Origin of the sequence: Chitinophaga oryzae (genome assembly GCF_012516375.2) — a bacterium.
Taxonomy (GTDB): domain Bacteria; phylum Bacteroidota; class Bacteroidia; order Chitinophagales; family Chitinophagaceae; genus Chitinophaga; species Chitinophaga oryzae.
In genome coordinates this window covers 4,759,424-4,782,360 of sequence record NZ_CP051204.2, presented here as the reverse complement: position 1 = coordinate 4,782,360, position 22,937 = coordinate 4,759,424, and the positions used below count along the sequence as shown (strand labels likewise).

General features: G+C 55.1%; 6 protein-coding genes. All 6 read left to right on the top strand.

Going from position 1 to position 22,937, the window contains the following annotated elements; translation table 11 throughout:
• Window positions 1–11: 11 nt before the first annotated feature.
• Window positions 12–18,233: a non-ribosomal peptide synthase/polyketide synthase gene (locus tag HF324_RS19510; protein ID WP_168860586.1), complete on the top strand. Its 18,222-nt coding sequence runs from the start codon at window positions 12–14 to the stop codon at window positions 18,231–18,233.
• 38 nt (window positions 18,234–18,271) lie between these two features.
• A complete protein-coding gene (locus tag HF324_RS19505; RefSeq protein WP_193114955.1) occupies window positions 18,272–19,807 on the top strand; it encodes a S8 family serine peptidase in 1,536 nt (511 codons plus the stop codon).
• Between the two features lie 178 nt (window positions 19,808–19,985).
• Window positions 19,986–20,813, top strand: a complete 828-nt coding sequence (locus HF324_RS19500; protein ID WP_168804094.1) for a universal stress protein — start codon at window positions 19,986–19,988, stop codon at window positions 20,811–20,813.
• Window positions 20,814–20,977: 164 nt separating this feature from the next.
• A complete protein-coding gene (locus HF324_RS19495; protein ID WP_220100776.1) occupies window positions 20,978–21,328 on the top strand; it encodes a helix-turn-helix domain-containing protein in 351 nt (116 codons plus the stop codon).
• Between the two features lie 96 nt (window positions 21,329–21,424).
• Window positions 21,425–22,180: an SDR family oxidoreductase gene (locus HF324_RS19490; RefSeq protein ID WP_168804092.1), complete on the top strand. Its 756-nt coding sequence runs from the start codon at window positions 21,425–21,427 to the stop codon at window positions 22,178–22,180.
• A gap of 102 nt (window positions 22,181–22,282) precedes the next feature.
• Entirely contained in the window at window positions 22,283–22,879 is a 597-nt protein-coding gene (locus HF324_RS19485) for a Crp/Fnr family transcriptional regulator (protein ID WP_168804091.1), read from the top strand.
• Window positions 22,880–22,937: the final 58 nt, after the last annotated feature.

The following is a 22,937-nucleotide window of genomic DNA, read 5'->3' as shown; positions in this document are numbered from 1 at the left end:
AACAACCGTATATGTCAGATTTTAATTTAATTGACATCGTTGACTTACTGGGAAAGGCCCAGGATTCGGGAATAAAAATATCCTATGACGAAAATGACCTCGTGGTAAAGGTTAGCAAGGAGCGAAAGATCGACGGCAGCCTGCTGAAAGTGCTGAAGGACAACAAACAACATCTCATTACCTATTTCAGGCAATATCATCAGCGCACGGCGGCTGTAACGGGAACGGCTATAACGGCTGCTTCCGGCCGTTCTGCTGATACCGCGATACCCCTGTCTTTCAGCCAGGAAAGACTCTGGATCATCGACCAGCTGGAAGGCAGCGTACAGTATCACCTGTCTGCCGCGCTCCGCATGGAGGGCCCTCTGGACCGCAAGGCACTGGAAAACGCTTTGCGCGAAATCGTGAACCGGCACGAAATCCTTCGCACGGTGATCCGCACCAGCGAAGATGCTGGCCGGCCGTCACAATATGTGATGGAGAAAGACCAATGGAGGCTCAGTGTCCGGGAAGATGCCGCAGCCCTCCGCGATACTGCCGCTTTGCAACAGGCGCTGAAAGATGATATCGCTGTTCCTTTTGACCTCGCGAATGACCATCTGCTGCGCGCGCAGCTGATAGTGCTGGAGAAGGAGACGCATATACTGGTGTTAACGCTGCATCATATCGTTTCCGATGGTTGGTCCACCGGTATCCTGGTGAGCGAACTGCAGGCGCTGTATGACGCTTACGCTAACGGTCATACGCCGCAGCTGGCGCCGCTGGAGATACAATATGCCGACTATGCCCTCTGGCAACGCCAGCAACTCGGCAGCAACGGCCTGCAACAACAGCTGGATTACTGGAAGAAGCAGCTGGCAGCGGTGGCGCCCCTGGAACTGCCGCTGGATTATCCGCGGCCCGCAGTCCAAAGCACGCGGGGCGCTACTATTGATTTTACAGTAGACAACACCATCGCTCATAAACTGAAACAACTGTCGCGCCAGGAAGACGTCACCCTCTTCATGACATTACTGGCCGCCTTTAAGGTCCTGTTATACCGCTACAGCGGTCAGGAGGATATCTGCGTGGGCAGTCCCGTTTCCGGCAGAACAAGGGCGGAGATGGAAACACTGATCGGTCTTTTTGTAAATACGCTGGCACTGCGCAGCGACCTGGGAGATCATCCCTCTTTCCGGGCTTTGCTTCAACAAATTAAACAGACGACACTGAGTGCTTACGATCACCAGGAGATACCGTTGGAGAAAGTGATCGAGACAGTGGTAAAAGGCCGTAACCCCGGCCGTAGCCCGCTGTTTCAGGTGGTCTTCGCTTTGCAGAACGCACCGGTGTCAAAAGGCGGTGCGCCCGGAGGGCTGCGGTTGTCAGAAGAAAAAATCATCGCGGAAAGCGCTAAGTTCGATCTTACCCTGATCATGCAGGAGACAGACGGAGGACTGAAAGGCAGCGTGGAATATTGTGCGGACCTCTTCAGCGCTGCCACTATAGAGGCTTTGATCGGACACTTCCATGAACTGTTGTTGTCGGTGACCGCCACCCCGGATGCGCGCATAGATGATCTTCCGCTGCTGAGCAAAGCGGAAGAGCAACAATTGCTGCTGAATTTTAACGATACCCGCGCGGATTTTCCGGCGGATAAAACCATACCGGACCTGTTCCGCGAACAGGTGGCCGTCCGACCTGATGCCGTGGCACTGAAAAGTGCGGATGGTGAACTGTCATATCGCATACTGGACGAGCGCTCCAACCGGCTGGCGCACTACCTGCAGCAACAAGGTGTTGCTGCCGGCAGTTTGGTGCCGGTTTGCCTCGAACGTTCCCCTGATCTTGTGGTGGCTATGCTGGCGGTGATCAAGACCGGCGCCGCCTATGTACCGGTAGATCCTTCCTACCCGGCGGCACGCATACGCTTTACGCTGGAAGATACAGGTGCGGCGGTTGTTATCTGCAATGAAGAGATCGCGGCGGGCATCGGAGAGAAGATACGGCCGGTCATTCCGGCAAAGGAACAGGCACTTATTGACCGTTGCCCCGCTGTTGCGCTGACAGTGGCGCTGGCGACTGACCAGCTGGTATATGTGATTTATACTTCCGGCTCCACGGGCCAACCTAAAGGCGTGATGATAGAACACCGCGGACTGGCGAACCTGGTGCATTGGCATCAGCAGGCTTTCGGGGTCACAGCTGACAGTCGCGCTACCGCCGTTTCGGGCATCGGTTTCGATGCTTTCGGTTGGGAGCTTTGGCCATACCTGGCTGCCGGGGCTTCCGTCTTCCTGGTAGACGACGATACCCGTGTCTTCATGCCCGCATTGGTGGACCTGCACGTAAAAGCGCAGATTACGCATGCCTTCATTTCTACTGCCCTGGTGCCGGCCTTTATCCAGGCTGGCGCAGGAAAGATACAAGACCTCCGATACCTGCTCACCGGCGGCGATAAACTGCCCGTCACGCAGGTGTCGTCATTACCTTATAAACTGGTCAACAACTACGGGCCAACGGAAAATAGTGTAGTCACTACCAGTTATATACTATCGCCCGGTAACGCGGCGATGACGCCTCCCATTGGCAGCCCCGTGAGTAATACCCGCGTATATATCCTCAGCCCTGCGGGCGCGCTCAGTCCGGCTGGTGTGGGCGGGGAAATATGCATTGCAGGCGCGGGCCTTGCTAAAGGCTATTTGAACCTGCCGGAACTGACGGCAGAAAAATTCACCACGCATACAAATGGCGAAAGGATTTATCATACCGGTGACTTAGGCCGCTGGCGTGCTGACGGCACGATCGAGTACCTGGGACGTATAGATGAACAGTTGAAGATACGTGGCTACCGCATCGAGCCCGTAGAAATTGAAAATGTACTCGCCACCGAGAAAGGCGCCAGGCAGGCGCTGGTATTGGCTAAAACCGATAACGCCGGCCACAAACGGCTGGTAGCCTACGTGGCTGGTGACGAAAGCTTTGATAAAGCAGCAGCGCTGGCAGCAGTGAAAAACCGCTTGCCGGAATATATGGTGCCGGCGGCAATTATCGTCATGGACCAGTTACCGCTCACGGCCAACGGTAAGATCGATAAAAGAGCCTTACCCGAACCTGCCCTGGAAAGCACCGCTGCAGCTACTTACGTGGCGCCTCGCAATACTACGGAAGAGGTACTGGCTGCCATCTGGCAGGAATTGTTGGGCGTACAACAGGTAGGGATATACGACAATTTCTTTGAGCTCGGTGGCGATTCAATTATCACCATTCAGGCTGTTGGCCGCATAAGACGGGCAGGGTATGAGTTACAGCCCAGAGACCTGTTCGTACATCAGCATATTGCTGCACTGGCGGCACATATACACGCACAGGCGGGCCGCAGCGTGACCGGCGAGCAGGGAAAGCTCACTGGTGAAAGCGGGCTATTACCTGTTCAGCAGTGGTTCCTTCAGCTGGATGCCGCTGCTGTAAACCACTTTAACCAAAGTGTTTTACTGGGGATCGATAAGAAAATAACCGGTGAACAGTTGATACCGGCCATCCGGCAACTGGTTAACTATCACGATGCCTTACGTTTTGTATATCATCAGCAGGAAAATAAATGGCAACAGGTATATAGCGGTGGTGAAGGTGAGCTGGAAATAGCAGACCTGCGGAGCGTGCCTGCGGAACAATTGCCGGCCGCTATCACCGCTACGGCTGACCGTTATCAGGCCAGCCTGGACATCCGGAAGGGAGTGGTGACGAAAGTTGTCCTGGTACTAACGCCGGAAGCAGAAGCGGCCAACCGCCTCTTTATGGTGGTGCACCACCTTGCTGTAGATGCCGTTTCCTGGCGTATCCTGCTCGAAGACCTGCAGCTGCTGTTGCAGGGCCAGTCGCTGCCGGAACGGAAAGGTTCTTCTTACCGGCAATGGCAACAGGCGCTGGTCAACTACGGAAACACACAACGTGGCCTGTCCCAGGCGCCTTACTGGGAGAAGATAGCGCTACAACCGCTGCCCCTGAAAACGGACAGGATTTTTGAGGGACGGGTGACCATGGCAGATACCCGAAGTTATACTTCACAACTGAGTACACACAGTACCCGCCGGTTGTTGAAAGAAACCTCCCAGGCTTATCATACAGAGATAAATGATATCCTGCTGACAGCATTAGCCCTGACCTTATCTGAATGGAATGGCCATAGCGCCGTGATTGTAGGATTGGAAGGACACGGCAGGGAAGACATCAATAAAGACATCGATACCAGTCGCACGGTAGGCTGGTTTACCAACTTGTTCCCCGTACTCCTGGAAACCGGTGGTGACCGCCACGCAGGGGAGGCGCTGAAGGCTGTCAAAGAACAGTTGCGGCGTACGCCGGATAAAGGACTGGGATACGGTGTCCTGAAATACCTGAACAAAATACCGGCATTGCATGGAGCCAATCCCTGGAACGTGGTGTTTAACTATCTCGGCCAGTCTGATAACCTGAAAGACGAAGCAGGGCTGTTCAGCAGCGCAGCTGAATCCTCCGGTGCGGACATTGCCGCCGGTTTCCCGCTGCGGGAGCTATTGAGCCTAACAGGTCTTGTAAAAGCCGGGCAACTGCAGCTGGACTGGAACTATAGTGTACAACATTTTGAACCGGCTTCCATTGCGCAGCTGGCGCAAAACTATTTGTCGCACCTGGAAGCGCTGATAGCGCATTGTGTAGCGGTGCCAACCCCGGTGTTTACCCCGTCAGACTACGGGCTGGGCGCCTGGGTGTCCAACGAAGAGCTGGATGTTTTCCTGGATGCTCTGCATAACGGTGCTCCACGGCGGCAACAGATCGACGGTCTGTACCGGCTGAGCGGCTTGCAGGAAGGGATGCTCTTTCACAGCCTGTACGCTGCGGAAGGAGGCACCTATACAGAACAGATGACCGTGGAACTGGAAGACCTTCACGTGGACGCCTTCGTGAAAAGCTGGAACCTGTTGCTGGAGAAGCACAGTATTCTGCGCACAGCTTTCTACTATGACCGCTTCAGTATTCCCGTGCAATGTGTGTACAGGAAAGTTACGTTACCCGTGGAGATACTGGATTATACCGCCTGCAGTACCGACGAGCAGAACAGGTTATACAAGGTACTGGAAGAGGCAGACCTGCGCAGGGGATTTGATTTTACGGAGGCGCCGCTAATGCGTTTAACACTGGTACGGCTACACGGCAATAACTTCCGGATGTTATGGACCTCCCATCATATCCTGCTGGATGGATGGTCATTGCCGGTCCTCGTGGAAGGTTTGTTGTCGGGGTATGATGCGCTGGTGACCGGCGGAGAGCTCCCTTCCCGGGGAGACGATCGTTTTGAGGCGTATATTCATTACCTGGACCGTCTCGATAAAGAGGAAGCAGAAAACTACTGGAAGCAATACCTGCATGACCTGGATGAAGCGACCCTGTTGCCTTTCGTAAGCAATACGGCCGCACGTACCAAAGGCGTGGGGGCGTATAGTAACAGGAAGGTGATACTGGACGCGGCTTTTACGCAGCAGTTGTCACGTTTTGCACAAAGGCATCATATTACCGTTAATACGCTGATGCAGGGCGTTTGGGCGTACCTGTTACACGCTTATACCGGCCACCGGAACGTGGCTTATGGTATCACCGTGTCCGGCCGTCCGGACAACCTGCCGGGCGCAGAAAGGGGAGTGGGGCTGTACATCAATACGCTGCCGCTTCATACCGCTGTGGATGAAAACAGCCATATCGTCAGCTGGTTACAGCAGCTCCAAACTGAACAACAGCACAGCCGGGAGCATCAGTATAATAACCTGCAGGAGGTGCAGCAATGGGCGGGCATCAGCGGCGATCTGTTTGATAGTTCCATCACTTTCCAGAACTACCCCGTAGATGAGGTGGTGAATGCAAAGGAATGGCAGCTGAAAGTGACGGGCGTGGAAACTCATCCGCATACCAACTATCCGCTGACCATCATCATCAGCATTTCCGCGGAGACCAGCCTGCTGTTTGCCTACAATACCGCTTTGCTGGAAGATCATTACCTGGAGGCTATAACCGGCCATTTTAAACAGGTTTTGCAACAGATCACGGCCGGTATTGCAGAAACAGTCGGAGATATTGAACTGTTGACGCCAACGGAAAAACAACAACTGCTGAACACCGCTACGGTAGCTTATCCTGCGCATACCACGCTCATAGATATATTTGAGACACAGGCAGACAGGGCGCCGGAGCAGACCGCTGTGCGGTGTGAGGACCGCGTGTTGACCTACGGCCAGCTGGACAAGCGGGCCACTCAGCTGGCGCATTATCTGCGCAGCAAAGGGGTAACCACCGGTTCGCTGGTACCATTGTACTTCGAACGTTCCGCTGATATACTGGTCGCCCTGCTGGGTATTCTCAAGGCAGGTGGCGCCTATGTGCCCATCGATCCGGATTTTCCGGCGGAGCGTGTCAGTTATATGCTGGCGGATACGGCGGCGAAGGTGATTGTCACCAGCAACGCCTGCGCCGGCAGGTTGCCGCTGACGGGCCAGCAGGTTATTACGCTTGATGGAGACGCCGGACTGCCGGATGATCTGCCGGCTACGCGGATGTCACGGGAATGGCTACACGGACAGCCGGCTTACGTGATTTATACTTCGGGTAGTACCGGTAATCCCAAAGGGGTGATCGTTACCCATCAGAACCTGATGGATTATGTATATGGACTGAAACATGCGCTGCCGCTGGAAGAGAGCCGTTCCTTCGGACTGATGTCCAGCATCGCCACCGACCTTGGTAATACCGTTGTCTTCGGCGCGCTGGCCACGGGCGGAGCATTGCATGTGTTCACCAAAGAAGCGGTGAATGACGCAGAACGGATCGCCGCCTATTTTGCGGCGCATCCGGTGGACTGTATTAAAATAGTTCCGTCTCACTGGAAAGCATTGTCGTTGCCAGGCAACCTGTTGTTGCCCCGGAAGCTGCTGATTTTTGGAGGAGAGGCGCTGGATGCCGGCGTCATAACGGCCATCCGGGCATCGGGCAACAACGTAATGGTGGTAAACCACTATGGGCCAACGGAAACGACTATCGGAAAGCTGATGCACGTGGTACAACCCGACAGCCTGTACGAACAACAAGTGCCCATTGGCAAGCCGTTTTCCAATACCCGGATATACGTGGTGTCGCCGGCGGGTAAGTTAAGCCCTGTGGGCATCCCCGGTGAACTGTATATCGGCGGTGATGGCGTATCTGCCGGTTATCTCCACCAGGAAGCCCTGACCCAAAGCAAGTTTGTGGCCGATCGTTTTCTGCCGGGCGTCTCTTCCCGGCTTTACCGCACCGGCGACCTGGTGAAATACCTGCCGGACGGCAATATTCTCTTCCTGGGCCGTGCAGACGACCAGGTGAAAATCCGCGGCTACCGGGTGGAATTGGGAGAGATCGAAAATGTGCTGGTGAAGAGCGGTCTCACCGAACAGGCGGTAGTGCTGGCGAGGCCGGACCGTAACGGCGACAAACGCCTGGTGGCTTATATCCTGCGCGGTAACGGCACGGATAAAGAAGCGTTGCAGGCATATGTTAAAAATGAATTGCCCGACCACATGCATCCGGCGTTGTGGTCTTTCGTAGATAGCTTTCCGCTGATGGCCAATGGTAAGGTGGACCGTAAGGCGCTGCCTGATCCGGAGGAAGCCGCCGACGTACAACAGGGATATACGGCGCCGGAAACGGCCGTAGAGCAAAAGCTCGCGGCTATCTGGTCGGTATTGCTGGAAGTTGAGGATGTCGGCCGTCATGATGATTTCTTTGCATTGGGAGGGCATTCCCTGCTGGCCATACGTCTTATCTCTGCTATTCGTAAACAAATGGAGGCGGAAGTCACCATCGGCGACGTGTTCGACTATCCCACAGTAGCCACACTGGCGGCGCAACTGGAACAGCGGAGGCCACAATCGTCTGTGCCGGCGCTGGTGCGTAAGGAACGGCCGGCCCGCATTCCCTTGTCTTTCAGCCAGGAAAGGCTCTGGTTTATTGACCGTATGGAGGGAAGCATACACTATCATGTGCCGGCGGTATTACGTCTGAAAGGCAAGCTGGATACCGCCGCGCTGGCGTCTGCGCTGAAAACCATCGTGGAGCGTCACGAGGTGCTCCGCACAGTTATCGTACATGAAGAGGGAATTACCTGGCAAAAGGTGCTGCAGGCCGACGACTGGCAATTGCAGATCATTGCGGGTACTTCCCTCATGGCAGAACCAGCCCTGCAGGACTATATCTCCCGGTTGATCAATACTCCGTTTGATCTCGGTAACGACTATATGTTGCGGGCGCACCTGGTTGTAAGACCAGAGGAAGAATATGTGCTGGTGGTCACCCTGCATCACATTGCTTCTGATGCGTGGTCTGCCGGTATCATCGTAGAAGAACTGGTGGAATTGTACAACGCTTACACCACGGGCCGTACGCCATCATTACCCGAAAGGGAGTTCCAGTATGCCGACTTTGCTGTCTGGCAGCGGGAGTATCTCACCGGTCGCGTGTTGCAGGATAAGCTCGGCTACTGGAAAAATAAATTGTCCGGGGCTGCTACCTTACAGCTGCCGACCGATTTTCCAAGACCGGCCGTGCAGAGCACCCGGGGCAGCCTGTATTCGTTCAGGCTTGACAGTGACCTGTCGGCCGGTTTGCAGGCACTGTCCCGACAGGAAGGAGCCACACTGTTTATGACGCTGCTGGCGGCCTTTAAAGTGCTGTTGTACCGCTACAGCGGACAGGAAGATATCTGCGTGGGCGTACCTACTGCCGGCAGGACCCGTCAGGAAACAGAAGGGCTCATCGGTTTCTTTATCAATACATTGGCGCTACGCAGTGATCTGGCCAACGGACCGTCGTTTACCACTTTACTGCAACAGGTAAAACAGACGACGCTGGGCGCGTATGAGCAGCAGGACGTACCTTTTGAGCAGGTGGTGGACGCCGTGGTCAGGGAGCGGGATATCAGCCGCACGCCGCTGTTCCAGGTGATGTTTGTGTTACAGAATGCGCCGCAGGAAGGGACGCTGACACTGGGCGATATGATGCTGTCCCAGCAGGAAAGCGCTCATACCACTTCCCGCTTCGACCTCAGCTGGTCGATGGCTGAAGGCGCCGAAGGGCTGATGGGCAGTGTCGAGTATTGCACGGACCTGTTCCGCGAGTCCACCATACAGCAGATGGTAGCGCATTTCGAACAGCTGTTACATGCCATTGTGCAGACGCCTGGCGCCGCCATCGATGAACTGGCGCTGATTACACCGCAGGAAACCACACAACTGCTGCATACGTTCAATCAAACGACCGTTGCCTATCCGCCAGAAGATACTATCCTGTCCTTGTTTGCTGCACAGGTGGCCATGCGGCCGAATTCCACGGCGCTGGCTTCTGCAACGGCTTCCCTTACCTATAAAACACTCAGCGAGAGGGCAGTTCAGCTGGCGCATTACCTGCAGGGCCTGGGCGTAAAGCCCGGGGACCGGGTGCCGGTATACCTGGAGCGTACGCCGGAAATAGTGCTGGCCATGCTGGCCATCATGAAGGCCGGCGCGGCTTATGTGCCTGTAGATACCGCCTATCCGTCGGAACGTGTCCGTTATATGCTCGCCGATTGCGGCGCCACCGTGCTGATCACAGACAACGACAGCGCAGGCAGTTTACCTGATACTGACCGGCTGACGGTCATCCGGCTGGATGAAGACAGGGAGGCGATCAACCGCTATGCTCCGGCTGCCGCGCTGCCCGACGTCACTCCCGGCCAGGTGGCCTACCTGATCTATACTTCGGGATCTACCGGGAAACCGAAAGGCGTGATGGTGCCCCATCGCGGGTTAGCCAACCTGGTACACTGGCATCAGGCGGCGTTCCGGGTGAATGCGTACAGCAGGGCCACGGCTGTTTCCAGCGTGGGCTTCGACGCTTTCGGCTGGGAAGTATGGCCTTACCTCGCAGCGGGAGCATATGTGTACCTGCCGGATAATGATACCCGCGTGCTGATGCCTTCGCTCATCGCGTTACACCGGCAGCAGGGCTTTACGCATGCATTTATCTCCACTGCGCAGGTGCAGGAATTCATCCGGGCGGCGGCAGACAAAATACTGCCGTTGCAATACCTGCTGACTGGCGGCGATCAGCTGCCGGCCACAGATGTTAGTGGTCTGTCCTATAAAGTTGTTAACAACTACGGCCCTACGGAAAACAGCGTGGTGGCCACCTGGTATGAGCTGCCGGTGACGGACAAAGACCGTGCGCCGGTAATTGGCCGTCCGGTCAGCAATACCCGGGTTTATATCCTTAACCGCCGTGAAAAATTATGCCCCGCCGGTATTGCCGGTGAAATCTGCCTGGCTGGTGACAGCCTGGCGCTGGGATATTGGGGCCGCCCTGATCTCACCAGGGAAAAGTTTGTGCCGGACCCGTTCCATGCCGGTGCGATCATGTACAAGACCGGAGACCTTGGCCGCTGGCTGCCGGACGGCACCATCGAATACCTGGGCCGCCTTGACGAACAGGTGAAGGTACGCGGCTATCGTATAGAGCTGGGTGAGATAGAAAGCGCCCTGGCAGCGAGCGGGCAGGTACGGCAGGCAGTGGTGCTGGCGCAGAAAGACCATAAAGGTAACCGGCAGCTGGTAGCTTACGTGGTGCCCGCAGGAGAGTTTCAAAAAGCAGATACGGTAGCTTTCCTGAAAAAGCGGCTGCCGGATTACATGCTGCCGGCGCTGTGGGTGACACTGGAAAAGCTACCATTGACAGCGAACGGCAAGATCGATAAAAACGCGTTGCCGGCGCCCGATATGAATAATATACTGGCCAATGTTTACGTGGCGCCGCGTAATGCCACTGAAGAAACGCTGGCAGACATCTGGCAGGAAGTGCTGGGCAGGCAACGGACAGGGATACACGACAATTTCTTCGAATGCGGCGGTAACTCCCTGCAGGTGGTACGCCTCATTGCGCTGGTACGCAGCCGGCTGCAGGCAGAAGTCCCTATCCGCGCCGTTTTCGCGAACCCGACGGTGGCGCAACTGGCGGTATGGCTGGCTACAGCGCATGGAAAGCCTGTGGCGGCGCTCACCGCCCAGGCAAGGGGACCGCGTATTCCATTGTCTTTCAGCCAGGAGCGGCTGTGGTTTATCCACCAGCTGGAGGGTAGCATCCAATATCATATTCCGATGCTGTTGCAGTTGCACGGAGCACTGGATATTCCGGCGCTGGAACGTAGCCTGCAAACGCTGGTGAACCGCCACGAAGTGCTGCGTTCTGTCATGAAAGAGGAAGATGGTATGGTGTATCAGCAGGTACTGCCGGCAGACACATGGACGCTGGATATCATTGATAACGCTGACGGTTATACGGAAGAAGTCTCCCGGGAAACCTACCTGGGTGCGCTGGTGCGCGCACCTTTCGACCTGTCGCATGACCATCCTTTAAGAGCGCACCTGTTGCGCCTGGCTCCCGATAAACACCTGCTGGTGCTGGTCATACATCATATTGCGGCCGATGGCTGGTCTATGGGGATTGCTTCCCGCGAGGTAATGGCGCTGTACAATGCGTATGCCGGCGGCGAAACCTTACAGTTGCCGGAACTGCCGCTGCAATACGCTGACTTTGCCATCTGGCAGCGGGCACAGCTTTCTGGTGATACGCTGGACCGTAAGCTGGGATGGTGGAAAAACAAGATGGAAGGGGTAGCGCCGCTGGAGCTGCCGGCGGACTTTACGCCACCGTCTACCATCAGTATGCGGGGGGCGAGGGTAGGTGTGCAGTTGCCCGCCTCGCTAGGACGGCAGCTGCGTCAGCTGGCCTTGCAGCAGGACGCCACGCTCTATATGGTGCTGCTGACAGCCTTTAAAGTGCTCCTGCACCGCTACAGCGGCCAGGACGACATCAGCGTGGGTACCTCCGCCGCAGGCAGAACACAACAGGAAACCCAGCATCTCATAGGATTCTTTATCAATACACTGGCGCTGCGTAGTGATCTGGGCAATAATCCGTCGTTCACGGAACTGCTGCAGCAGGTGAAACAAACCACCCTCGACGCATTTGATCACCAGGACGTGCCGTTTGAGAAAATTGTGGAAGCGGTGGTGAAAGACCGCGACCCCAACAGGAGGCCGCTGTTCCAGGTGATGTTTGTCATGGACAACACACCGGCAGCACCCGACTTCAGGTTGCACAACCTGACGCTGGCGCCGGAAGAAATTACGCACACGACTGCACGTTTTAATATCATCCTTTCGATGACGGAAGACAGCGACGGCGGTTTACACGCCGCGGTGGAATACGCGATGGACCTGTTCCGGGAGGAAACGATACTGCGCATGCTGGACCATTTTCAGACACTGCTCAAAGCCATTGCGGCCACACCGGAGGAGAAAGTGGACCTGCTGCCGTTACTGACCGGCGTAGCGCAGCGACAACAGCTGGCAATATTGAAACAGACGATCGACTACCCGAGGCAACAGACATTCCTTCACTGGTTCGAAGCCGCTGCCCGCCATAACCCGGACGGTACCGCGCTGGCTTTTGAAGGCCAACTGTTGACATGGAAAGCACTGGAACAGCGCTCCGCGCTGCTGGCACATTACCTGCGCAGTAAAGGCGTTGGTGAAAATGTGCTGGTGCCTGTATGCATAGACCGCTCACTGGACATGCTGGTAGCCGTATTGGGCATCCTGCGCGCCGGCGGCGCCTATGTGCCGGTAGAACCGGATTTTCCGGCAGAGAGAATAAAATACATGCTGGAAGATACCCGGGCTACCGTGATGATCAGCCTGGGTAGGCACCGCGATATCCTGCCTGTCGTGGAAGGATTGGAGATCATCTTCCCGGATGAACAGCAACATCTCATCAACGCCTATACGACGACAAACAGACTTGAACTGCCCGCGCCTTCCGCCGTTGCCTATGTGATCTACACTTCCGGCAGCACGGGTACGCCCAAAGGCGTGAAGGTAACGCATCACAACCTGGCAGACTACATCACCGGTCTGCGGGCACACCTGCCGGTGGATGCGTGCCATTCTTTCGGCCTGCTGTCCAGTATTGCCACCGACTTAGGAAATACGGTGTTGTTCGCCGCGCTGTCCGTTGGCGGGACCCTGCATCTGTTCTCCAAAGACACGATCAACGACGCACAGAAAGTACTGTCCTATTTTGAGACCCACGAGATAGATTGTATCAAGATCGTGCCTTCGCATTGGAAAGCACTGTCGGAGCCCGGACAACTGTTGCTGCCGGAAAAACTGCTGATCTTTGGCGGCGAGGCGCTGGAATACAGCGTAGTGGAGAATATCCGCACCGCCGGGGCCACCTGTGTTGTGGTGAACCACTACGGCCCCACAGAAACTACCATCGGAAAGTTGCTGCATATCGTTGACGAGCATACGCAGTATGGCGCCTTTGTTCCGGTAGGTAAACCGTTTTCCAATACCCGTGTTTATGTGCTCAACCCGGAACGGCAGTTATGCCCGGTGGGTGTTCCGGGCGAGCTCTATATTGGCGGCGAAGGTGTGGCTGCAGGGTATCTCTATAACGAAACACTGACAGCAGAGCGCTTTGTGGATGACCCCTTTGCGACGGATGCTGCCGAAAGGCTTTACCGCACCGGCGACCGGGTAAAATTATTACCCGATGGCAATATTCTCTTCCTTGGCCGTATAGACGACCAGGTGAAGATACGCGGCTACCGCGTGGAACCCGGCGAAATCGGGCGTATACTGGAACAATGCCCGGGCGTGTCACAGGCGGTGGTCATTGCGCGTGAAGATAATAGCGGTAACAAGCGACTGCTGGGCTATGTAGTGCCGGCAGACAACTTTGACGTAACGGAAACGCTTAGCCTGTTGAAAGAACGGTTGCCCGACTACATGGTGCCTGCCGTCATCATACCACTGGAATCCTTCCCGCTGCTCGCCAACGGCAAAATTGATAAACGCAGTTTACCCGACGCAGGAAAAACAACAACAGATATCCATGATTTTGCTGCGCCGGTTACAGCCATCCAACAAGGACTGGCAGCTATCTGGCAGCGGTTGCTGGAAGTAGAAAACGTAGGGTTGCATGACGATTTCTTCGCGCTCGGCGGGCATTCCCTGCTGGCCATCCGCGTGATCTCCGCTATCAGGAAACAGCTGCAGCTGGAAGTGACCATCGGGGATGTGTTTGACCATCCTACCATCGGTGGATTAGCCACCCTGCTGGAATCCCGTAAAGACAAGGTGCAATCGCCGGATCTCGTGCGGAAGGAGAGGCCGGCCCGCATCCCGTTGTCTTTCAGCCAGGAAAGGCTGTGGTTCATCGATCAGGTGGAAGGTAGTCTGCACTATCACCTGCCTACGGTGTTACGCCTGAAAGGACGGCTGGATGCCGATGCGCTGGCCCGTTCAGCACAGGCGATCGTCAACCGCCATGAAGTGTTGCGGACCGTGATCGCCTCCGGCGACGGGGAGTCATGGCAACAGATACTTCCTGAAAACGGCTGGCGCATGGATACTTATGAAGAACCATCATTCAGGAAAGATACTGCCGCCTTGCATGCCTTTGTGGAAGAATTGATCACAAAGCCATTTGACCTGTCGGCAGATCACATGCTGCGGATGCAACTGATCGTACTGGGCAAAGAAGAACACATACTGGTGGCGACATTGCATCACATTGCTTCTGACGGCTGGTCTACCGGTGTGCTGGTAAAAGAGCTGGCTGCTTTTTATGAAGCGTATGCCGCCGGCCGTGAGCCGGAACTGGCGCCGCTGGAACTCCAGTATGCCGACTATGCCATCTGGCAGAGAGAACATCTTTCCGGAGAAGTACTGGCCAGGCAGCTGAGCTACTGGGAACAAAAGCTGTCCGGCGTAGCTGCGTTGCAGTTACCACTGGACTATCCCCGCTCCGCCCTGCAAAGCAGCCGTGGCGCCACCACTACGTTTATACTGGACCGTGCGTTGTCCGATCAGCTGCATGCCCTTGCCCAACAGGAAGGCGCTACCATCTTTATGACGCTGCTGGCGGCTTTCCAGGTGTTACTGTACCGCTACAGCGGTCAGGAAGATATCTGCGTAGGCAGCCCGATCGCCGGCCGTACACGCCAGGAACTGGAGGGACTAATCGGTTTCTTCATTAATACCTTGTCGCTGCGCGCAGACCTGAGCGGCAACCCGTCATTTACCACCTTGCTGCAGCAGGTGAAACAAACCACCCTTGACGCCTATGCGCACCAGGAGGTGCCTTTTGAAAAGATCGTGGAAGTGGTGGCCAAAGACAGGGACCTTAGCCGCAACCCCATCTTCCAGGTGGCGCTGGTGCTGCAAAATCTGCCCGATGTGCCGGAACTGGAACTCGGTGAGCTGGCGATGACAGAAGAAGGAGGGGAACACGCCACCGCCAAACTGGACCTGACCGTGTTGTTCCGCGAAGGGCCGGAAGGCCTTGGCGCCAGTGTGGAGTATTGTGCAGACCTCTTCGATGCCGGCACCATTGAACGGATGATGTCGCAGTTTAAACAGCTGCTGCAGGCCATCGCAGATGCCCCCCGGACGCCGGTAGGCATGCTGCCGCTGCTGACTGCAGCGGATGAAAAAATGCTGCTGGAAGATTTTAACAATACCGCTGTGCCTTATCCGGCAGAGAAAACGATCGTGCAACTGTTTGCCGAACAGGTACATCAACGGCCGGACGAAGCCGCCGTATTATTCCGTGACCAGGTGCTGACGTACCGGGAGCTGGATGAATGGTCCGGCAGGCTGGCGCTTTACCTCCGGGCGAAGGGCGTGAAGGAGGAAATGATGGTGCCGGTTTGCATTCCGCGTTCGCTGGAGATGATGGTCGCCATCCTCGCTATTCTGAAGGCTGGCGGCGCCTATGTGCCGCTGGACCCAGACTATCCGGCAGAAAGGCTTGCCTTTATGTTGTCGGAAAGTAATAGTCATGTAACCGTCACCGTTAGTACGCACGCTGTTATCCTGGCTAACGAAAGGCAGGACATGCAGCATCTCTGTGTGGATGAATTATACGATAGCCTGCCGGTCCACACGGGAGACGTTATCCCTGGTAACCCCGATGCCGGCAGTCTCGCTTACGTAATGTATACGTCCGGTTCTACCGGCAAGCCTAAAGGGGTGCTGGTGACCCACCGTAACGTCACCAGCCTGGTGAAGCAGCCTAACTATGTATCCCTGCAGCCATCGGATGCAATCCTGTCGGCCGGCTCGCTCTCTTTCGACGCCACTACTTTTGAGTATTGGGGCGCGCTGCTCAACGGCGGCCGGCTGGTGCTCAGTCCCGAAAACAGCCTGCTGGACACGGATGTGCTGAAGCGTGAGTTATACGAAAAACAGGTAACGGTATTGTTTATTACCACCGGATGGTTCAACCAGCTGGTAGACACCGATGTCAGTGTATTTGCTCATTTGCAGGCTATCCTTACCGGAGGGGAGAAGATGTCGGAAAAACACGTGGTGCGCTTCAGGGAAGCCTACCCGGACATAAAGATCAGTAACATCTACGGACCTACGGAGAACACCACCTTCTCCCTGAGTTACCCTATTCATGAGCGGGGGCTGACGGTCAACACACCGATAGGTATACCGCTGAACAACCGTTCCGCTTATATCCTCGACGCTGCCCTGCAGCTGGTGCCGGTAGGCGTGGCCGGAGAACTGTATGTGGGCGGCGATGGCGTGGCGCGTGGTTATCTCAACCGGGAGGAACTGACAGCCGAACGTTTCATACCGCATCCGTATGGCAAAACACCGGGTGACCGTCTGTATAAAACCGGGGATATGGCCCGCTGGCGCCCCGATGGTACGGTAGAATACCTTGGACGCCGGGATGACCAGGTAAAAGTCCGCGGTTTCCGCATCGAATTGGGCGAAGTAGAAAGCGTATTGCTGCAGCATCCGCAGGTAAGTCAAACGGTGGTCATCGCAAAAGCAGGAGAAAGCGGCAGCAAACGCCTGCTGGGATATATAGTGCCCAAAGATGGGTTGGAGAAAGGCCAACTGATAGCGTGGCTGAAAGAACGCCTGCCGGACTATATGGTGCCCTCTTCCCTGACGCTGCTGGAAAAGCTGCCGATGACCGCCAATGGGAAAGTAGACAAAAAAGCGCTGCCCGATCCGGACGCCATTATGCAGTCCGGTGGTGGATATAAAGCACCTGTAACCGCCACAGAAAAAGCGCTGGCGGCTTTCTGGCAGGACCAGCTGGGACTGGAAAGGGTAGGCGTCCATGACAACTACTTTGAAGCAGGTGGTAATTCCCTGCTGGCCATTCACCTGATCGCTGTTATCCGCAAACAACTGGCGGGAGAAATCTCCATCGGCGACATCTTTGATTTCCCGACGATTGCGGCACTGGCGGATGTGCTGGACCAGCGTGCAACGGCCAGCCTCATTACCGGGGGGCAGGCAGAAGGTTATCACGGCAACCGGCATATCCTGCCGCTGAACAATGGGCCGCAGGCATTGCCCTTATTTTTCCTCCCCGGAGGCAATGGTATCTGTGAAGGCTATACGACGCTCGGCGCCGGGCTGGAAGATACCGGTGCGCTCTATGGCCTGCAGATGATGGGCATCTTCGATGGCGAAAAGCCGTTGGACAGTGTGCCCGCTATTGCCGCCCAAAACATAGTATGGATGAAGTCCGTGCAGCCGGCCGGCCCTTACAGGCTTATCGGCCACTCGCTGGGCGGACAGATAGCCTATGAAATGACGCGCCAGCTGGAAGCGCAGGGAGAGAAGGTGGAAGCGCTTTTTATCCTGGATACGCATGTTGCGCCTAAACGCACCGTATTGGATAATGACATGCTTTATAATTTCCTGCTGGAAGCGTTTGAAATCTATAAGATCGTCACCAGGCCGTATCCCGACTGGGTGAAAGATTTAAAGCCTGCTATGGAAGGGATGGAGCCCAGGGCCGCCGTGCCTTTTGTACTGGATTACCTGAAAGCGCATGTTTCAGAAGAAAAGGCGCATCTCGGTTTTGTGATGCGCATCTTTGATATGGCCGCGCACAGCCTGTTTATGGAATATACCGTCACTGGCCGGGTGGATACAACGCTGACCGTCATCCGGGCGGAAGAGCGCAGTATGCCCGACGGAGATGACAGCCTGGGCTGGGCATCTTTTGTTACCCGCTCAGCAGCGCTGATGGCGCCCGGGGACCACATCTCCATGACCAGGGAAACAGGAGCGGCCACTGTAGCTAACCACATCAAAACACGATTGAATCATATCTTTTAACCCAAACCCGAATCCTCATCTTTAAAGCAAATCCTCACATGAAAATTGTTAATTTATTTGCAGCTTGTATGCTTTTTGCCACGTTTGTTTCCTGTAAAAGAACAGAGTCCGTCCTGCAGGGGGGCCAGCCTTCGGCCACAGAAGGTGTTGTACCAAAATCTGTCATCAATGCGCTGGTATTTGAAAATCTCAACAGGACCGGCCGTTTCGACTGGACGATGGTGAGCGACAGCGTTGTCTGGAGCGCGCTGGTACAGGGCGATAGTATCCTGTCTGTCGGCTTCCAGCCCGCCGGTACTGCCGATATCAGCCGGGAGATCGACAAAATCAATGTTAACGCCGGCGACTGGCAGGATGCCCGTCAGAAGGTGTTAAGTCTTATCACGGAGACAGAAAAGTATAAAGGAGATACCAAGCTGGAGAAGGGACTGGTGACCTATCAGTCGCCCAAACTGCCGGTGTTTTATGTAAAGGCCAGCCGCTTCGCCACGGTGAAAGCGCTGCGCGCCTCCGCGCTGGTAAGATATGCCGAGCCGGTAGGGTATGCCCGTTATATGCAGGTGCAACCTGCGTCCGGCGGATCTACCAGCAGCTCCATGCTTACCTTTGGTTGTGACTCCAACCTGGCCAACACATCGCTGGTTCCCGGTGTGGACTATACGAATATTACGCCCGGCGCCAAACAGTCGTGGAACTACGCCAATCACAATATCCCGCAGGCCTGGACACAATCCACCGGCGCCAACGTCAAGATCATGCTGATAGATACCGGTGTGAGCCCCACACAGGATAACCTGGGCAGTAACTTCAACCAGGGCGCCTCTTCCGGCCGTACCATCGAGAAAATCAACACTTTCCCCGGCGGCACGCCGGCGGACGTGTGCGGCCATGGTACCAAAATGGCAGGTGTTATTGCGGCGCCCCGCGGCACCGGTGGCAACAGCGCCGGTATCGCTTATAACAGCAACCTGATCACCGTACATGCAGCGGAAAACGTGGTGATTCTTTCCCCCGAGTCAGTGCAGGGTATCGGTGACGCCTATGTGCTGGGCGGCGACAATGCAGCTGTGAAAATCATCAGCATGAGCATGGGCTCCCTGTTTTCTTTCGGTCACGTGACAGACGGTATCCGTTATGCCTATAACAAGGGTAAACTGATGTTCTGTGCGGCGGGTACCACCAACTCTACTTTCGGTCCTTTCCTGGGCGTGGTTTATCCTGCTACCATGCCGGAAGTGCAGGCGGTGACCGGCGTGAAGGATAATGGCACTTCTCCCTGCGAGGACTGTCACTCCGGCCGTGAAGTGGCTTTTGACATTATCATGGAAAAATCCACTACCGGCAGAAATCCCCTGACCACTGCGGCCACCGGCAACGCGCCGTCAACCGTGGGCGGTTCTTCTGTGGCTACCGCCAGCTGTGCGGCCATCGCGGCGCTGGTATGGAGCAAATACCCCACATACTCCCGCGACAGCATCCTTGCCCGTATGCGTCGCGCTTCCAGCTTCTATGATAATAAACACGGCCAGCTCGGCTGGGGCGTGGTAGATGCCCAGAAAGCAGTAGGTAATTGATTTTTTCAAGTGGTCAGTCAAAGGAACCGGTGCCCACGGGCATCGGTTCCTTTTCTTTTTGACAGGGGGCATCAAGCGGCGGTTATCCCCCCAATGATCACAATCAAATAAACGGCTGACTGCTGTCAGTGTCCGGGTGATGGTTTGTGGCTACCTTGGTGTTATAAAAAACAAGTATATGAAGACAATCGTTGTTGCAACAGACTTTTCCGCGGCTGCCCTGAATGCAGCGTATTACGCAACAGACATGGCAAAGGCAACAGGTAAGCAGGTATTGTTGTTACATGTTTATACGTTACCGGTGTCTTATGCAGAGGTACCGGTGGCATTTAATGCGGACCAGTTGATGCAGGACATCCAGCAGGAACTGGACAAATTGCAGGCGCTGCTGGCCGAGCGGGTGGCAGGCGCGGTGGTAGTGAACACGTTGCTGAAGATAGGCACTTTTTATACGGAATTGAAGGCGGTGTGTGACCAGGAAGCCCCCTACCTGGTCGTAATGGGGAGCCAGGGTACGACGGCAGCAGAACGGATGCTGCTGGGCAGTCATGCGGTGGCAGCCATGAAAAACCTGCCATGGCCGCTGATCACCGTGCCACCTGCCTGTACGTTTAACGGCATTAAGAAGATGGGATTGGCCTGTGACCTGGACGAAGTGGCGGCAACCGTTCCGGTATCCCTGCTGGAGCTGTTTGTCATCGATTTTCGTGCGGAATTGCATGTACTGAACATCAAGGAAAAAAGAGAGCATATCGCCACCATCCTGCAGGAGACCAGTGCGTTGTACGATATGCTGGAGCCGTTGCGGCCTGAGTATCATTACAGCGTTCATCCAAAGGTGGTTGACAGTATTACCGAAGCCGTAGACGAGCTGGGGCTGGACCTGCTGATCGTATTGCCGAAGCGGCATGACTGGTTGTATCAGTTGACCCATACCAGTCATACCAAACAGCTGACCTTGCGTAGCCCGGTGCCCGTGATGGCGTTGCAGGCGAGTGAGCGATAAGGTTGCCTGACAGGAAATTTGAAACAAAAAGCGAAAAATGCTGTGAAATAACTAGCTTTGAGGACGATGGGCCGGTATAACCGCTGCAAGCTTCACCCCTGGCCGGCCCGGTGAAGTGTTAACCATTGCAGCCTGATTGTTCAATGAATGCAGCTAATACGTCCATGAAGCAAAGTGAAAAAATTACGCAGTCATATTTCGCTTTTTTAGATAAACATATTGCTGAAGTTATCAGCGGCGAAGCGCCGCAGTTCCTGGAGCTCAATCAGATCGCCAGCGCATTGTTCGTGTCGCACGCCCATCTGACCGCTACCATACAGCAAACGATGGGGCATCACCCCTGTCACTTTTATGATCAGAAGATTGTTGATGCCGCCCGGAAAATGCTGGCTGAAACGGACAAGCCGGTGGCGGAAATAGCCAATGTATTAACCTACGATCCTTCCAATTTCTCCAAGTTTTTTAAAAAAATGACGGGACAGACACCGGGGCAATACCGGTCTTCTGTCCGCTGATAGCCCGTTTTTCAAAATTCCTGAAAGTTCACCATGCCCGCGGAAGGGATTTTTGGAACTTTATCCCATCGTTAAACATTCTTAAAAAATGTCATCATGGGAAGAAACGACCTCAAAGGAAAAGTTGTGCTTATCGCAGGCGGAGCAAAGAACCTGGGCGGCCTGCTGAGCCGGGAACTGGCAAAAAAAGGCGCTAAAATTGTCATCCACTACAACAGTGACAGCACTAAAGCGGACGCCGACAAAACACTGGAAGATATCAAGGCTGCCGGTGGTGAAGCGGTCCTGTTCCAGGCAGATCTCACCAACGTGGAAAATATCCGCATACTCTTCAACGAAGCCCGTAAACAATGGGGCGGGATAGATATTGCTATCAATACTGTCGGCAAAGTACTGAAGAAACCTTTCTCCGATACTACAGAAGCGGAGTATGACAGCATGTTCGATATCAACTCTAAAGTGGCCTATTTCTTTATACAGGAAGCAGGTAAACAGATCAACGATAATGGTAAGATATGCACCATTGTGACCTCGTTGCTGGCGGCGTTCACCGGTTTATATTCCACCTATGCCGGTGGTAAAGCGCCGGTGGAACACTATACCCGCGCTGCCTCCAAGGAATATGGCGCCCGTGGCATCTCTGTAACGGCGGTAGCGCCCGGCCCGATGGATACGCCGTTCTTTTATGGCCAGGAGACAGACGACGCGGTGGCGTACCACAAATCGGCTTCGGCGCTGGGCGGACTGACGAAGATAGAAGATATTGCGCCGCTGGTGGAGTTCCTGGTAACGGACGGCTGGTGGATCACAGGGCAGACCATTTTTGCCAACGGTGGTTATACGACAAGATAAAGAACCGGTCATCCACAGTATAAAAAATCCCGCTTTGCCGTAGGGCGAAGCGGGATTCGTTTTATCGGGAAAAATACTAATATTGGGTTAAAAAGGAGGAGCATGGCGGTTTCTATTGAAGCATTACAACAACTGTTACAACAACTGAACGGTATTCCGGCCGCTGAACTTACGCCGTTGTTTGCCATCACCCGGCAAGTGAAACTGGAGGCGGGAGAAACGTATATCCGTGAGGGTGATACCGCCCGGAAACTGGCCTGGCTGCAGCAGGGTATCATCCGGGCATATGCGGTGCGGCGTAACGGGGACGAGGCTACGTTGTTTCTCCGTTGGGAAGGGCAGTTTATCGCTTCACATGATACGATTATCCGCCAGCAGCCCGCCCGGTTTATTTACCGGGCGCTGGAAGATACCGTGATGGTGGAAATCGACTATAATCAGCTGGACGGGGTATTGCGTGACAATACCCGGCTGGAGCCACTGCGTAGTTATTTTTTACAGATGATGCTGGCAGAAGCGCTGGACTCTATTGAGGCGTTTGTGACGCTGTCGCCGGAAGAGCGTTATCTGCAATTGCTGGATAGCCGCGGCGATATCGTGAACCGCGTGCCGGATAAATATATCGCTTCCATGCTGGGAGTGACGCCGGTATCCCTCAGCCGCATCAGGAAGAGAATACACAGCCGGGGCAAACAGTGATCCGGAAATTATCTTTTGTTAATGTCATTTCTTATCTTTTGTTAACCGCTGAAAGGGC